Here is a 14,360-nt window from a genome sequence, read left to right on the forward strand (position 1 = left end):
GGCTCACCTCACCGGGCGGCCACCACCAGGACGGCGTCGACCAGGGCGATCGCCACCGCCGCCCGGAAGGGCGTCCGGCCACGGGCGACCACGGCGACCGCCCCCAGCGTGAGGACCAGCACCAGCGCCCCCAGCACCAGCGGTCGTGGGGCGGTGGCGGCGCCGAGCGCCACGACCACCGAGCCCGCGACCAGCACCGCCGCGGCGGTCACGGTCGAGCCGCGGGCGCCGAGCCGGTGCGGGAGGCCCCGGACGCCGGTGGCGGCGTCGTCGGCCAGGTCGGGGAGGGTGTTGACCAGGTGAGCGCCCACCCCCAGCATCGCCGCGGCGACGGGCACCCACCACGGGGGCAGCTCCGGGTCCGGGCCGGCGAGCGCCACGAAGACGGTGAGGCCGCCGAAGGCGGCGGCGTAGGGGAGCCACGAGAGGACGGTCGACTTGAGGCCGAGGTTGTAGGCCCACGCCGCGGCCACGCACCCCAGGTGGACGGCTCCGGCCGTCCAGCCGCAGGCGAGCGAGAGCGCCACCGTGGCCAGCACCGCCGCGGCGCAGGCCGCCCGGGTGAGGCGCGGGTCCAGCTCGCCGGTCGCCAGCGGCTTGTCCCGGCGGCCGACGGCCAGGTCGCGACGGAGGTCGACGAGGTCGTTGGACCACCCCACGCTCAGCTGGCCGGCGAGCACGGCGGCGCCGACCAGGGCGGTCCGGCCCGGCCCGAGGCCACCGGCGACGGCCAGCGCCACCGCGAGGACGGTGACCGCCAGGGACGGCCCCGGGTGGGTGGCGCGGACCAGGGCGACGACGCTCACACCGGCCTCGCGAGCTGGTCGACCGCAGCGGAGAAGACGGCCGGGAGGCGGCCGGCCGCGGGCACCACGACCCGGCGCGCCACGCGGCTCCGGGTGCCGGTGAGCAGGCCCAGGGTGAGCAGGTCGTGGCGGCGGCCCAGCCGGCGCGCACTGACCTCGTAGGCGCCCGGGTCGTCGGCCACCACCGCCCGGACCGCCGCCTCCGCCTGGGCGGCGCCCAGCGCGATCCCCTCCCCGGTGAGCGCGTCGACGTAGCCGGCCGCGTCGCCCACCAGGAGGACCCGCCCCCGGGACCGGCCCCGCACCCGCTGCCGCAGCGGCCCGGCGCCCCGCACCGGGCCGCCCTCCTGGCCCGCCACCCGGGCGACGAGGGCCCCGAACGGGGCGAGGAGCTCCTCGAACGGGCGGCGCTGCGCGCTCAGCACCGCGATGCCGATCTCGTCCGGGCCGACCGGCGTCACGTACGCCTCGGCGAGGTCCGACCAGTGCACCTCGACGAAGGTGGTCCACGGCGGGACCCGGAAGTGCCGGCGCAGCCCGTAGCGACGCCGACCGGGGGCGCGACCCTCCAGGCCGACCAGGCGGCGCAGCGGGGAGTGCAGGCCGTCGGCGGCCACCAGGAAGCGTGCCGGGGTCCCGTCGACCAGCAGGTGGTCCCCGGCGTCGACGACCTCGCGCACGGCCGCGCCCTGCACCTCCACCCCCACGTCGGCGACCCGCTCGCCCAGGGCGGCGTGCAGCCGGGTGCGGCGCACCCCCAGGCCCGGGCCGTGGCGGAACGGTGCCTCGGCGGAGTGGCCGTGCCCGTCGAGGTAGCGGATCCCGGTCAGCGGGACTCCCTCCAGCCGCACCCCGAGGTCGCGGAGCCGGGCCACCGCCCCCGGCATCAGCCCCTCGCCGCACGCCTTGTCGACGACCCCGGGCCGCGGCTCGTGGACCACCACGTCGAGCCCGGCGCGGGCGGCGTACAGCGCGGTGGCCAGGCCGACCGGCCCGCCGCCGGCGACGACCAGGTCACGCATCCGCGGGGTCCGTGGCGGCTCCGGTGGCGGGCAGCGTGGCCAGCGCCTCCTCCTCCACCCGGATCCGCACCCGGAGCAGGACGGCGTTGGCGACCGTGAAGACCAGCGCGGTCACCCAGCAGCCGTGCACCAGGGGCAGCGCCACCCCCTCGACGACGACGGCGACGTAGTTGGGGTGGGCGAGCCAGCGGTACGGGCCCGAGGTCACCGGGGGGAGACCGGGCACCACGATGACCCGGGTGTTCCACCGGCGCCCCAGGGTGGCGATGCACCACCAGCGCAGCCCCTGGGCCGCGACGACCAGCGCCAGCATCGACCAGGCCAGGGCGGGGGGCACGTCGGGGCGGCGCGCGAACGCCTCCACCAGCATCGCCACCAGGAAGCCGGTGTGCAGCAGCACCATCACCGGGAAGTGGCCCCGGCCGCTCTCGACCCCGCCGCGGGCGAAGCTCCAGGCGGCGTTGCGCCGGGTCACCACCATCTCGGCGAGCCGCTCCAGGGCCACCAGCAGCACCACGACCACGAAGGCCGTCAGCGTCGTCATGGGCGCTGCTCCTCGTGGCGGCGGGGGCCCCCCGGCGCGCGCAGCAGCACCAGCTCGGAGCAGAAGCCCGGTCCCATGGCCATCAGCATGCCGAAGGAGCCCGGCTCGGGGGGCCGCTCGCGCAGGGTGTCGGCGAAGACGTGGAGCACCGAGGCGGAGGAGAGGTTCCCGATGCGGCGCAGCGAGTCGGTGGTCAGCGCGAGGGCGTGGTCGGTGAGCTCGAGGGTGTCGCGCAGCGCCTCGATCACCTTGGGGCCACCGGGGTGGCAGACCCAGAAGCCGACGTCGTCGCGGGTCAGGCCGTGACAGGCGAGGAAGCCGTCGACGTCGTCGCGGACGTAGCGCCCCACGATCGCGGGCACCTGTGCGTCCAGCACGATCCGCAGGCCGGTGCTGCCGACGTCGAAGCCCATCGTGCGCTCGGAGCCGGGGTAGAGCCGGCTCCGGCTGTCGACCACCTGGAGGGCTCCGGTCCGGGACGCCCCGGCGCCCACCAGCGCGGCGGCGCCGTCGCCGAAGAGGCCGCTGGCGACCAGGTTGGCCACCGAGACGTCGTCACGCTGCACGGTCAGCGAGCAGAGCTCCACCGCGACCAGCGCCGCCACGTCGTCGGGGTGGCCGACCAGGTAGTCGTGGAGCCGGGCGGTCCCGGCCGCCCCGGCGACGCAGCCGAGCCCGACCAGCGGCAGGCGCTTCACGTCGGGGCGCAGCCCCACCACGGCCGCGATCCGGGCCTCCAGCGACGGGATGGCCAACCCCGTGACGGTCGCCGAGACGATCAGGTCCACGTCGCTCGGCACCAGGCCGGCGGTGTCGAGCGCCTCCTGCAGGGCCTGCGAGCCCAGGGCGACGGCGTGCTCGAGGAAGAGGTCGTTGGCCTGGTCGAACGAGGAGAGCTCCGCATACTGCTCCAGCGGCAGCACGAGATGGCGCTGCTCGACGCCTGCGTGCGCGTGCAGGGTCCGCATCTTGCGCTCGTCCAGCGCGCCGCGCGCCACCACCCCGGCCATCGCGTCGGTGATCTCGCTCTGGCGGTGACGGTGCGGGGGCAGGGCCCCCGCGACTGAGAGAATCTCCATGGGCCCCGGACGTACCCGGTTGCCGTCCCGGTCAGTCGGAGCCCGCGGGGGCGGTGGCTTAGGCTCAGCGGGGACCAGCACCTGTTCGGGAGGTCGCATGGAGGAGAACCGGCAGTCGGGGCCGGTCGCGGGGCAGCAGAGCTTCCGCTCGTGGGCGGGGTTCTCCTGCGCCGAGGACAGGGAGCGCTACCGCTCCCTCTTCACCTACACCCCGCACGCCGCGTTCGCCCTCGACCTCGAGGGGCGCTACCAGGCGGTGAACCCGGTCAGCTGCGAGCTGACCGGCTACACCGAGGACGAGTTCCTCTCGATGGGGTTCGACCGGGTCATCGCACCCGACGACGCCGCACGCGTGGTGGAGGCGTTCCACCGCGTCGTGGACCGTCATCCCACCACGGTGGCGTGCGGGGTGCTGCGCAAGGACGGCACCACGGTCGAGGTGGAGATCACCGGGGCGCCGGTGATCGTCGACGACGAGGTGGTCGGCGTCCACGGGATCGCCGAGGACGTGACCGAGCGCAACCAGGCGCTGCGGGAGCTGGAGGGCGCCCGGAAGGTGGCCCAGGAGGCGAACGTCGCCAAGTCGCTCTTCCTGGCCAACGTGAGCCATGAGCTGCGCACCCCCCTGGCCGTCACCGTCGCCGCGCTGGAGATGCTCGAGGACGTCGAGATGGCCGCCCCGGGACCGGCCCTCCTCGGCACCGCCCGGCGGTCGGGGGAGCGGCTGATGCGGCTGGTCGACGACCTGCTCGACTTCATCAGCCTCGCCACCGGCAGCGCCCGGCTGCACAGCCGGCTCTTCGACCCGGCGGAGACGGTCCACGACGCCGCGGCCCGGGTCCTGGCCGCAGCCCAGGACCGGGGCGTGCAGCTCTCGGTCGACGTCGCCGAGGACGTGCCCGCCGCCCTGCTGGGCGACGCCGACCGGCTGACCCAGGCGCTCGACATCCTGCTCGACAACGCGGTCAAGTTCACCGACCTGGGCTCGGTCCGGTTGGCGGTCGCCCTCGGGGAGCGCCCGGGGCACCGGCCCCGGCTCACCGTCTCGGTGACCGACACCGGCATCGGGATCGCCGGCGAGCGGCAGGACACCCTCTTCGACCCCTTCGTGCAGGCCGACGGGTCGATGACCCGGCGCCACGGCGGGACGGGCCTGGGGCTGGCCATCTTCCGCGAGCTGGTGGCGCTGATGGAGGGCAGCTACCGGCTCACCAGCGCGCCGGGGGAGGGCACGACCGTCACCATGAGCGTCCCGGTCGGGCTGCCCGGCGATCCGCTGGGGTAGCCCCTCCGGGGGTCAGCGGCCGGAGCCCCGCAGCCGCCGGATCCCGTCGCGGGCGACGGTCACCAGCGCCCACCCGAGGTAGAGCGCGACGAGAGCGGCGCCGATGACGCCGCCCACCACGAGGCCGTCCATGTCGGCCGCCAGGTAGCCGATCCACGCCCCCAGCAGCACCGGCAGCGACGCCAGCACGACACCTCGGGCGTCGTCCCAGAGGTCCTGGGCGCCCTGCCGCAGGAAGCCGGGGTGCTCAGGCTCGGTCGCGCGACCGTCGTCCGGGATGCTCACGCAGGTGAGGCTAGTGGACGGCCGGGAGGTGCACCACGAGCCGTGCCCCTCCGCCGGGGGACTCCTGGACGCCGACCCGCCCGCCGTGCGCCTCGCCGATCGACCGCACGATGGCCAGGCCCAGCCCGCTGCCGCCGGCGTCGCGGGCCCGGGCCTCGTCGAGGCGGACGAACCGCTCGAAGACGTGGTCGCGCTCGCTCTCCGGGATGCCGGGACCGTCGTCCTCGACCACCAGCACGACCTCGCGGCCGGTGGACCGCAGCGCGACGGTGACCGTGCTCCGGGCGTGCCGGACGGCGTTGTCGAGCAGGTTGCGCACCACCTGCCCGAGCCCGATCGGGTCGCCGAGCACCCGCGCCGCCCCGACCCCCGAGGCGTCGACCCGCAGGTCGCCGCGGCGTGACCGGCGGACCTCGGTCAGGACGACGTCGTCGAGGTCGACCTCCTGCCTGGTCCGGGCCGCCCCCGCGTCCGCACGGGTGAGCAGCAGCAGCTGCTCGACCAGGCGCTGCATGCGGAGAGACTCCTCCAGCACCGCCTCGACCAGCTCCCCCTCCGCGAGGGCTCCGGGGTGCGCCGCCGCCACCTCCGCCGTCTGGCGGATGCCGGCGAGCGGCGAGCGCAGCTCGTGGGAGGCGTCGGCGACGAACTGCCGCTGCCGGTCGTGGGAGGTCTGCAGGCGGGTGAGCATCTGGTTCATCGTGACGGCCAGCCGGTTCACCTCGTCGCGCGAGCGGGGCTCCGGCACCCGGCGTGCCAGCCGGTCCCCGGTGATCTGCTCGACCTCGCGGCGGATCCGCTCCACCGGGGCCAGGGCCCGCCCCACCACCACCCAGGTCACCCCCGAGACCAGGAGCAGCACCAGGGGGAGCCCGACGGCCAGGGGCGGCACGAGAGCGGCGGTGGAGTCGTCGACCTCCGCCCGCGAGACGGCCGCGATCGCCGTCCCCTCCTCTTCCTCCGCGCCGGGGAGGTCAACCTCCTCGGTGACGACCAGGTGGTCGTGCTCGGCGCCCGGCACCCGGACCCGTTCCCGGTCCTCGACGGGGAGGACGGGCAGGCCGGGGTGCGAGGAGCGCAGCACCCGGCCCTCCCCGTCGACCACCTGCCAGAGCGGGATCTCGTCGTCCAGCGCGTCGTCCAGCGCGTCGTCGGGCTCGTCGTCGGGGTCGTCCGGGTCTTCCGGGTCCTGCCGCCCGCCCTCCCGGGGGAGCCCGGCCGACTCGACCTGCTCGGCGAGGGCGCTGGCCCGTTGCTCCGCGGTGCTCCGCACGCCGTCGAGCAGCGACCCACGCACCATGGAGACCAGGACGCCCGCGCCCAGCAGCAGCGCGAGCGCCACCACGACCGTCGCGGCCGCCGTGGTGCGCAGCCGCACCGAGGCGCGCGCGGCCCGGCGCGACTCAGCCACCGTCGCTCGAGAGGCGGTAGCCCGCGCCGCGCAGCGTCCCGATCGCCTCGCGGCCGAACGGGCGGTCGATCTTGTTGCGCAGGTGACGCACGTAGACCTCGACGATGTTGGGGTCGCCCTCGAAGTCGACGTCCCACACCGACTCCAGGATCCGGGTCTTCGAGAGCACGTCGCCCTTGTGCCGCACCAGCAGCTCGAGCACGGAGAACTCACGCGAGGTCAGGTCGAGCTCACAGTCGCCGCGCCACGCGCGCCGGGCCGCCGGGTCGACCCGGAGGTCGCCCGCCTGGAGCTCGGTGGGCCGCTCCCGCGCGCCCCGGCGGACGACGGCGCGCAGGCGCGCCACCAGCACGGGGAAGGAGAAGGGCTTGGTCAGGTAGTCGTCGGCGCCGGTGTCGAGCCCCTCGACCTGGTCCCACTCGCCGTCCTTGGCGGTCAGCATCAGGACCGGCGTCCAGTTGCCCTCCGCCCGGAGGCTCTCGCAGACCCGGTAGCCGTTGATCCCGGGGAGCATCAGGTCGAGCAGGATCGCGTCGTAGTCGTGCTCGCGGGCCAGCCAGAGCCCGTCGGTGCCGTCCGCCGCCAGGTCGACCGCGAAGCCCTCCGCCTGGAGGCCCACCTGGAGCGAGCGCGCCAGCCGCCTCTCGTCCTCGACGACGAGCACCCGCATCCCCGCCTCCCGCCTCTCGTCCGGACCGATGTCGTCCGCCATTGTGCGGGAGGCGGGCTGAACGCCGGCTGAAGGCGCTGACGACCGAAGCGCGGAGAAGTGCCGTGGGGCCGGGCCGCGGAGCGGTAACCTGCCCGCGGGGCACGGTCTGCGCAGGGGGGATCCGATGGTCAGGGGACGAACAACGACGGGGTGGCGCGCGGGTCTGTCCGCGGCGCTGCTGATGGCGGGACTGAGCGGTGTCTCCGCACCGGCCGCGGCCGCCGAGTCCCTGCTGCCCCGGGGGGCGGTGGAGGTCACCTCGCCCGGGCACCACCAGGTACGGGTGGCCGGCACCGCCTACGACCCGGACCCGGGCACCGCCCCCACCAAGGTCCACGTGTACATCCACTACCTGGACGCCAAGGGCGACGTCACCAGCTCGACGGGCCCGCACGTCACCTACGCCGACGCCCAGCAGCGGGTGGACCTCACGCTGACCACGTCGCGAGGCGGGGACGTCCACATCGACGTCTGGGCCATCGACCAGCCGCCCGGCGGAGGACCTGTGCTCGGCGCGGACGGGAAGCCCCTCGACCCCGTTCCGGCCTCGTTCATGTACACCACCCGGGACAAGCAGCCGCTCAACGTCTTCATCGACGCCGTCCCGCCGGTCACCACCATCACCTCCGGACCCGCCGCCCAGCTCGAGGTCGAGCCGGGGGCGACTCGCTCGGTCTCGATCACCTTCACCGCCAACGAGGCGGGCTCGACCTTCACCTGCGACCTCGACGGCAGCGGCTGGGTCGCCTGCGCGAGCCCCGCCGCGGTGCAGGTGGGGGTCGGTGACCACGTCTTCAGCGTGCGGGCCAAGGACCCCGCGGGTCTCCAGGGGGCGCCGGTGTCGCACCGGTTCAGCCTGGTGCCCGCGGTCGCGCCACCGCCCGCCGACCCGGTGGTCGTGCCGCCGGCCGGGTCGATCTCGGTCAAGGCGACGGCGGTGAAGAAGAAGTCCCGGCTGCGGGTCCGCGTCACCCCGGGCAGTGCCGAGCTCGACTACGCCTTCGTGGTGCAGCGCAAGGTCGGCAAGAAGTGGAAGCGGGTCAAGAGCTCCGTCACCCGCCGAGCGAAGGAGCAGCGGGTGGTCGACCTGCGCAAGGGGCGCTACCGGGTGGTGGTCCCGGCCCAGCACGGGATGGCCGCAGCGCGCAGCAAGGTCGTCCGCCTGCGCCGCTGAGGGCGAGGTGCGGGTCGCCGGTGCCCGGTCAGTCCGCCGGGACCAGGAAGTAGGTGCCCAGCAGGTAGAGGACGATCAGCGTCGCGAAGAGGGCCACGGTCACCAGCAGCGGCTTCCACGGTCCCTTGCGGGGGCCGTTGAGCGGCTGGTCCGTGGTCGGCCTGCTCCGCTCCTCGTGCTCGTCGTCCATGTTGCCCCTTCCGACCTGCTCGGCGCGGGCTCTCCGCGCCGGGCCAGCACGTACCCGGTCCGGAGCGACTCCATCCCGCTTCGGCGGCAACGGGCATGCTGGGGGCATGCGATTCACCGAGCACGAGCTCACGACGGCACTGACCACGGCCGCCAAGGCGGTGGTGGCGGCCCAGCGCAAGGACGTGCGGAAGGGCCGCACCACGGCCGACGAGGCGTGGGAGTCGATGGACCGCTACGCGCGCTACCAGGTCCTCGAGGGGCTCGGCAGCCAGTTGCTGCCGGTCCTGGCCGCGCTCCCCGACGTCGAGGTGGCTCCCGGCGAGCGGCCCACCTTCACCGACGCCCAGGTGCTGGCGGCCGTGGCGGAGCAGCTCGGCGACGAGGGCGGCAGACTGCGCCGCAAGGTGGTGGTGGCGGGACGGGCGGCGCTGGTCAAGCAGGCGCTCGCCGGGCTCCCGCCCCGTCAGGTCATCCCCGAGTGACGCGGACCGCGACCAGGGCGACGTCGTCCTCGGCGTGCTGGGGGAGCAGCCTGGCGAGGAGACCGTCGAGGAGCGTGGCGAGGTCCGGTGAGGTGGTGACCAGCTCGGCGACGACCACGCGCAGCTCCTCGATGCCCTCGTCGAGGTCCTGTCCGCGGCGCTCCACCAGCCCGTCGGTGTAGAGCAGCAGCAGGGAGCCTGGAGGCAGCAGGAAGACGTGGTCGTCCCGCTCGAAGTCGGCGTCCAGCCCCAGCAGCAGGTCGGGCAGGGAGGAGTCGAGGACCTCGACCAGGTAGCTGCCGTCGTCGGTGGGCAGCAGCACCAGTGCCGGGGGGTGGCCCGCGTTGGACCAGTGCATCGGCAGGGCGCCGTCGGGGTCGGGAGCCCCGAGGCTGGCGACGATCGAGGTGGCGGTGCTTTCCACCCGGAGGGCGTCCATCGCCCGGTCCACGCTCCGCAGGACCTCCGCGGGACTGCCCTTGCTGGTCACGGCGATGCCGCGCAGCAGACCACGGACCTGCCCCATCGCTCCCGCGGCCTCCACGTCGTGGCCGACGACGTCGCCGATCACCACCATGAGGTCGTCGTCGGGGCGCATGAACGCGTCGTACCAGTCGCCACCGACCTGCGCGGCCTCGGCGGCCGGCGCGTAGCGCACCGCCACCTCCACCCGGTCCGAGCGCGGGGGGTCGGTCAGCAGGCTGCGCTGCAGCCCCTCGGCCATGTCGCGCTGGGCCGAGTAGGCGCGCGCGTTGTCCAGGGCCAGTGCGGCCCGGCCGGCGACGTCGTCGAGCATCTCCAGCGCCTCCGGCGTGAACGGCTCGCGCGTGGCGCTGCGCCCCACCGTGAGCAGCCCGATCACCCGGCCGCGGCGGATCATCGGCACGAAGGCGGCCTGCTCCGGGTCGAGCCGGCGGTAGTGCTCGACCGCCGAGCCGGGAGTCATCCTGGCGGTGACGGTGTCCCGCGCCCGATCGGCGACCAGGGTGGTCCGGCTCTTCAGTGCACGGGCCTGGAAGGAGTCCTCGCGCAGTGCCGGGATCCGCTCCCGCGCGTAGTGGCCGAGGGTCTCGCGGTGGGCCGGGTCCTGGTGCCACCAGCCGAGGTCGCGCAGGTTGCGCCGCCAGTCCTGACCCTCGAGCGGCTCCGGCCCGTCGGCGACGGTGACGATGCACCAGTCGCCCTTCTCGGGGACCAGGACCTTGGCGAGGTCGGCCACCCCCCGCTCGGTGTCGAGGGTGCGGGTCAGCGCGGAGGTGACCTCGGCGAGGAGCCGGGACCGGGTGGCGCTGCGGGCCAGCTCCTCCTGGACCTCGCGCCGCTGGGTGATGTCGAGGAAGTAGACCGACAGGCCGTCCGGTGAGGGCCAGACCCGCACCTCGTACCAGGCGTCCAGGGGCGGGGGGTAGTACGCCTCGAACTCCACCGGCCGACCGCTCGCGGCGGCACCGCGGTAGTGGGCCTCGAACTCGCTCCCGACGGCGTCGGGGAAGAGCTCCCAGATCACGCCGCCGGACAGGCGCGAGGTGACGGCGCCCAGCATCCGCTCCGCCTCGGGGTTGACGAAGGTGAAGCGCCACTCGGTGTCGACGTGGAAGAAGGCGGCCGGCATCGCCTCGAGGATGCGGGCCACCCGGGCGTCGCCCTCCTTGACCAGGGTCGAGTCGAACGCCGCGCCGACGAGCCGCGCCGCGGCGCCGTCCTCGCCGACCAGGGCGTTGCCGCGCGAGGTCACCCACCGCACCGTGCCGTCGTCCTGGACGATCCGGTAGTCGGCGGCGAACTGCCCGCAGGTCGCGATCGCCTCGGTGAGCAGCTTGCCGACCCGCTTGCGGTCCTCCGGGTGGACCCGTTCCTGGAAGGCCTCGATCGTGCCGCCGAAGGAGCCCTGGTCGGTGCCGAAGAGGTCGAGGAGCCGGTCGTCCCAGCGGAGCCGGCCCGAGCGCAGGTCCCAGTCCCAGGCTCCGACTCCGGCGGCGTCCACGGCCAGCTGCCAGAGCAGCCGGTCGTCCTGGTGGCTGGTGGCCAGGGCGGCCATCCGCAGCTCGGCCGTGACCGTCTCGGCGAGCAGCTCGAGCAGGGCCAGGTCCTGGGGTCGCCAGTCGCGTGGCGCCTGCTCCAGGACGCAGAGCGCGCCGACGGTGTGGCCGTCGGCCATCAGCGGCACGCCCAGGTAGGCGCCGACCTCGCCCGAGACGACCGCCCGGAGGTCGTTGACCCGGTCGTCGTGCGGCGCGTCGGCGACGACGAGGGGACCGCCGGTGCGCAGGGTCACGGCACAGAGGGCGTCCTCGGCCGGCCACCTCGTCAGCTCGCGGCGCGCGGGGCGACCCAGCCCTGCCATCACCGAGGTCAGGTCGGGCAGCAGGGTCATCCGCGCGTGGGAGGCACCCAGGAGCCCGGCGGCGAGCTCGACCAGACGCTCGACCCGCTCGGTGCCGACGAGGTCGACAGGGTGCGCGGAACGCTCGGCAGTCGTCGAGGACTGCCGGGGCGTCGTCTCTGGGGTCACACATTCCTCCGGGGGGCTCGGCACAGTCTCACACGCCGGACCCGGAAATGTTCCGTGATGGCACCACCGGTCCAGCCGCCCCACCCCGAACCCCGCGTCTCTGCCCGAACGGCCACGCGGAAGGCCACCTGCTCGGTACCCTTCGCCCGTGCCGCCACCCCCTCATCGCGCCCGCGAGACGGTGCGTGCCGTCGCCGGGAGGCAGCACCTGCTGCTGGTGGACGGATCTCGCGCCGAGGCCTTCGCCCTCGACGACCTCCCGGGTCCCCGTTGCACCGAGGACGCGGTGGAGCAGGCTCTCTCAGAGCACCCGGACGTGGACCTGGTGGTGGTCGGATCGGCCGCGGCCAGGCCGGCGTCGCTGGTCCGGCTCGTGGCGCGGCTGGCGCCCCGCGTCCCGATCGTGCTGATCGTCTCCCCGAGCCGGGAGATCCAGGTGCGCTACGAGCTCTCCTGCCTGGCCGCGCCACCGCGCGAGGCGACGGTGGTGACCGGGGTCGACGGGCTCCGGCGGGCGGTCACCGCCGGGCTGGCGCGGGTGCGGGAGCGTCGCGCCCCGGGCCCGCTGGTGGCGACCCTCGGGCACGCCCCGGCCCCCCGGGACGGCGGGGCCGGCGGGACCGGCGGGGTCTCGGACGGCCCGGGCGCGGGGATGCCGGCCATCGACCTCGGCTCCCTGCTCGACCAGGCGCCGGTCGGGGTCGTCCTCTGCGAGCCGGACGGTCGGCTGCGCGGCTGGAACCGACGTGCCTCGGTGCTGCTCGACCTGCACCGGCACGGCTCGACGCCTGGCCTCGGGGACGTGCTGAACGACGCGGCCCCGTTGCTGCAGGCGGTCACGGACCGCGACGGCGAGGAGGATCCGCTCGAGCTCGGCCTGGTGGCCACGACCCCGGGCGGGCGTCACCTGGAGGTGACCGCGGTGGCGACCGAGGCGGTGGCCGGCCGGGTCGACGTCCTGCTCCTGCTGGTCGACGTCACCGACCAGCGGCGCGCCGAGCGCGAGCGCGAGCGGCTCAGCCGCCAGGTCGACCTGCTGGGCCGCACCTCCGAGGCGCTGGTGAGCAGCCTGGACATCGACGAGGCGCTGGAGCAGCTGGCCTCCGTCCTGGTCCCGGAGTTCGCCGACTGGGTGAGCATCCAGCTCGCCGACGAGCTCGGCGACCTGAGCCTGGTCACCGTCCGGCACCGCGACCCCGCGCTGGAGGCCACGGTCGCGGAGGTCGAGCGGCTCCAGGCGCGCCACGCCTCGGACGAGGCGCCGAGCCGGCGCGTGGTCCAGGGGGACGGCCCTCTCCTGATCAACCACATCGACGACGAGGAGCTCGCGCGCTCGGTGCGAGACGAGACGCTCCGCGCGCACTTCCGCACCCTGGGGGTCTCCAGCGTGATCGCGGTGCCGCTGCCGGGTCGCGACGGGATCCTCGGGTCGATGGTGCTGGTCCGCGACGAGTCGCGGCAGGTCTTCCGTCGCTCCCACCTCTCGGTCGCCGTGGAGGCGGGGCGCCGCGCCGGCATCGCCCTGGACAACGCCCGCCTCTACGCCCGTCAGCACGAGCTCGCCGGGGAGCTCCAGCGCAGCCTGCTGACCGCGCCGCCGCAGGTGGCCCACGGCCGGATCGCGGTGCGCTACGTCGCGGCCGCCCACGAGGCCCAGGTCGGCGGCGACTGGTACGACGCCTTCGCCCAGCCGGACGGCGCCACCGTCCTGGTGGTCGGCGACGTCATCGGCCACGACCGCCGCGCCGCGGCCGGGATGAGCCAGATCCGCGGGGTGCTCCGCGGGATCGGCTACACCACCGGGGAGGACCCCGCGGCGCTGCTGGCCCGCGCCGACCGGGCGATGGCCGGTCTGGCGATCCAGGCGATGGCCACGGCGGTGGTGGTGAGGCTGGAGCCCCTGGCGCCGTCCGCGCCCGACCGGCCGGCCGAGCTGGAGCTCTCCTGGTCGAGCGCCGGTCACCCTCCGGCCCTGGTGCTGACCCCCGACGGGGAGGTGCGGGTGCTCGACCCCGGCGACGCCCCCGCGGGCCCGGACCTGCTGCTGGGTCTGGATCCCGAGACGCCGCGGACCGCCTCGAGGATCTCGGTGCCCGACGGCTCGACCCTGCTGCTCTACTCCGACGGACTGGTCGAGCGCCGCGGCGAGGACCTGGACGACGGCATCTCGCGGCTCGTCGACGCGCTCTCGTACGGCCGAGAGTCGGAGTCCCTGGAGGAGCTCTGCGACCGGGTGCTCGAGCAGCTGCTCCCGGTGGAGCCAGAGGACGACGTGGCGCTGGTGGCCATGCGCCTCGGCGGGTCCGGTGCGGAGTCGGCCACGTGACGTCGCGGGGCCGCAGGTGAAGTCTGCGTGACATCGTGGCGCGAACCCTCGTCGCGCCCGTCCCGCCCGCCTAGCCTTGCTGGCAGGAGGGGGGAACGATGCCTGGTACGACACTGCACGTCATCTCCTCGGTCGCGCGGGGCGATCCCGGTCCCGCCGTGCTCGAGGTCGACGGGCTGCTCGACGCGGTCGGTGCCTACGACCTGCGGCGCCACGTCGAGGAGGCGCTGGGCGGCGGGATCCGCGAGCTGGGGCTCGACCTGACCCACGTGGTCGGCGTCGACGCCGACGGGCTCGACGTCCTGGAGTGGTGCGTGCGGCGACTGGCCGAGGCCCACGTGAGCCTGAGGCTGGGCTCCTGCAGCCGGCCGGTGCGGGTCGCGCTCCGCGACCGCGGCGCCCCGTGGCACCAGGCGGGCTGAGCGGGACGGTCCGGGCCGGCGGCAACGACGGGTGTGGGGGCGCGGTGCGGTGGGTACCCCCCGGTTGGAACGTTCAACACCCCCCTCGGCGCCCGGCTGGACAGCGCC

14 protein-coding genes are annotated in these 14,360 nt (G+C 75.1%); 5 read left to right on the plus strand and 9 right to left on the minus strand.

Going from position 1 to position 14,360, the window contains the following annotated elements; genetic code table 11:
- Positions 1-8: 8 nt before the first annotated feature.
- Genes AC3X7R_RS11835 through AC3X7R_RS11850 form a run of 4 tightly spaced genes read right to left on the minus strand, consistent with a single transcriptional unit; the run spans position 9 to position 3,451 of the window.
- Positions 9-806: a UbiA family prenyltransferase gene (locus AC3X7R_RS11835; protein WP_489965848.1), complete on the minus strand. Its 798-nt coding sequence runs from the start codon at positions 804-806 to the stop codon at positions 9-11.
- Positions 803-1,828, minus strand: coding sequence for an NAD(P)/FAD-dependent oxidoreductase (locus AC3X7R_RS11840; RefSeq protein WP_489965849.1), 1,026 nt, complete (start codon positions 1,826-1,828; stop codon positions 803-805). Before AC3X7R_RS11840 ends, AC3X7R_RS11835 begins: the two co-directional genes overlap by 4 nt.
- The gene (locus AC3X7R_RS11845) at positions 1,821-2,372 is read right to left on the minus strand and encodes an isoprenylcysteine carboxyl methyltransferase family protein (RefSeq protein ID WP_489965850.1); all 552 of its coding nucleotides are present in this window, start codon (positions 2,370-2,372) and stop codon (positions 1,821-1,823) included. The genes AC3X7R_RS11840 and AC3X7R_RS11845 overlap by 8 nt, the downstream gene beginning before the upstream one ends.
- A complete protein-coding gene (locus tag AC3X7R_RS11850; RefSeq protein ID WP_489965851.1) occupies positions 2,369-3,451 on the minus strand; it encodes a type III polyketide synthase in 1,083 nt (360 codons plus the stop codon). The genes AC3X7R_RS11845 and AC3X7R_RS11850 overlap by 4 nt, the downstream gene beginning before the upstream one ends.
- A 97-nt stretch (positions 3,452-3,548) precedes the next feature.
- On the opposite strand from AC3X7R_RS11850, the gene AC3X7R_RS11855 reads away from it, so the two are divergent.
- Positions 3,549-4,736 carry a sensor histidine kinase gene (locus tag AC3X7R_RS11855; RefSeq protein ID WP_489965852.1) on the plus strand — a complete coding sequence of 396 codons (1,188 nt, stop codon included), beginning with the start codon at positions 3,549-3,551 and terminating at the stop codon, positions 4,734-4,736.
- A gap of 12 nt (positions 4,737-4,748) precedes the next feature.
- Here AC3X7R_RS11855 and AC3X7R_RS11860 read toward each other — a convergent pair whose 3' ends face one another.
- From AC3X7R_RS11860 to AC3X7R_RS11870, 3 genes are read right to left on the minus strand one after another with little or no spacing between them, the layout of a single operon-like run.
- Entirely contained in the window at positions 4,749-5,021 is a 273-nt protein-coding gene (locus AC3X7R_RS11860) for a hypothetical protein (protein WP_489965853.1), read from the minus strand.
- A 10-nt stretch (positions 5,022-5,031) separates the two neighbouring features.
- On the minus strand, positions 5,032-6,432 hold the full coding sequence (locus tag AC3X7R_RS11865) for a sensor histidine kinase (protein ID WP_489965854.1): 1,401 nt from the start codon (positions 6,430-6,432) through the stop codon (positions 5,032-5,034).
- Positions 6,425-7,144 carry a response regulator transcription factor gene (locus AC3X7R_RS11870; protein ID WP_489965855.1) on the minus strand — a complete coding sequence of 240 codons (720 nt, stop codon included), beginning with the start codon at positions 7,142-7,144 and terminating at the stop codon, positions 6,425-6,427. Before AC3X7R_RS11870 ends, AC3X7R_RS11865 begins: the two co-directional genes overlap by 8 nt.
- A 124-nt stretch (positions 7,145-7,268) precedes the next feature.
- Between AC3X7R_RS11870 and AC3X7R_RS11875 the strand changes: the two genes are divergently transcribed.
- Positions 7,269-8,318, plus strand: a complete 1,050-nt coding sequence (locus AC3X7R_RS11875) for a hypothetical protein (protein ID WP_489965856.1) — start codon at positions 7,269-7,271, stop codon at positions 8,316-8,318.
- 28 nt (positions 8,319-8,346) lie between these two features.
- Here the strand turns inward: AC3X7R_RS11875 and AC3X7R_RS11880 are convergent, their stop codons facing one another.
- Entirely contained in the window at positions 8,347-8,508 is a 162-nt protein-coding gene (locus tag AC3X7R_RS11880; RefSeq protein WP_489965857.1) for a hypothetical protein, read from the minus strand.
- 106 nt (positions 8,509-8,614) lie between these two features.
- Here AC3X7R_RS11880 and AC3X7R_RS11885 point away from each other — a divergent pair, with 106 nt between their 5' ends.
- Entirely contained in the window at positions 8,615-8,992 is a 378-nt protein-coding gene (locus AC3X7R_RS11885; RefSeq protein WP_489965858.1) for a hypothetical protein, read from the plus strand.
- Here the strand turns inward: AC3X7R_RS11885 and AC3X7R_RS11890 are convergent.
- Positions 8,979-11,504, minus strand: a complete 2,526-nt coding sequence (locus AC3X7R_RS11890) for a GAF domain-containing SpoIIE family protein phosphatase (RefSeq protein WP_489965859.1) — start codon at positions 11,502-11,504, stop codon at positions 8,979-8,981. The two genes, AC3X7R_RS11885 and AC3X7R_RS11890, sit on opposite strands and share 14 nt — an antisense overlap.
- A 148-nt stretch (positions 11,505-11,652) precedes the next feature.
- Between AC3X7R_RS11890 and AC3X7R_RS11895 the strand changes: the two genes are divergently transcribed.
- Together AC3X7R_RS11895 and AC3X7R_RS11900 are read left to right on the plus strand one after the other, a co-directional pair.
- The gene (locus AC3X7R_RS11895) at positions 11,653-13,830 is read left to right on the plus strand and encodes a PP2C family protein-serine/threonine phosphatase (protein WP_489965860.1); all 2,178 of its coding nucleotides are present in this window, start codon (positions 11,653-11,655) and stop codon (positions 13,828-13,830) included.
- 98 nt (positions 13,831-13,928) lie between these two features.
- A complete protein-coding gene (locus AC3X7R_RS11900; RefSeq protein WP_489965861.1) occupies positions 13,929-14,252 on the plus strand; it encodes an STAS domain-containing protein in 324 nt (107 codons plus the stop codon).
- Positions 14,253-14,360: the final 108 nt, after the last annotated feature.

The sequence above is a fragment of the Nocardioides sp. Z22_16 genome (assembly GCF_058134365.1).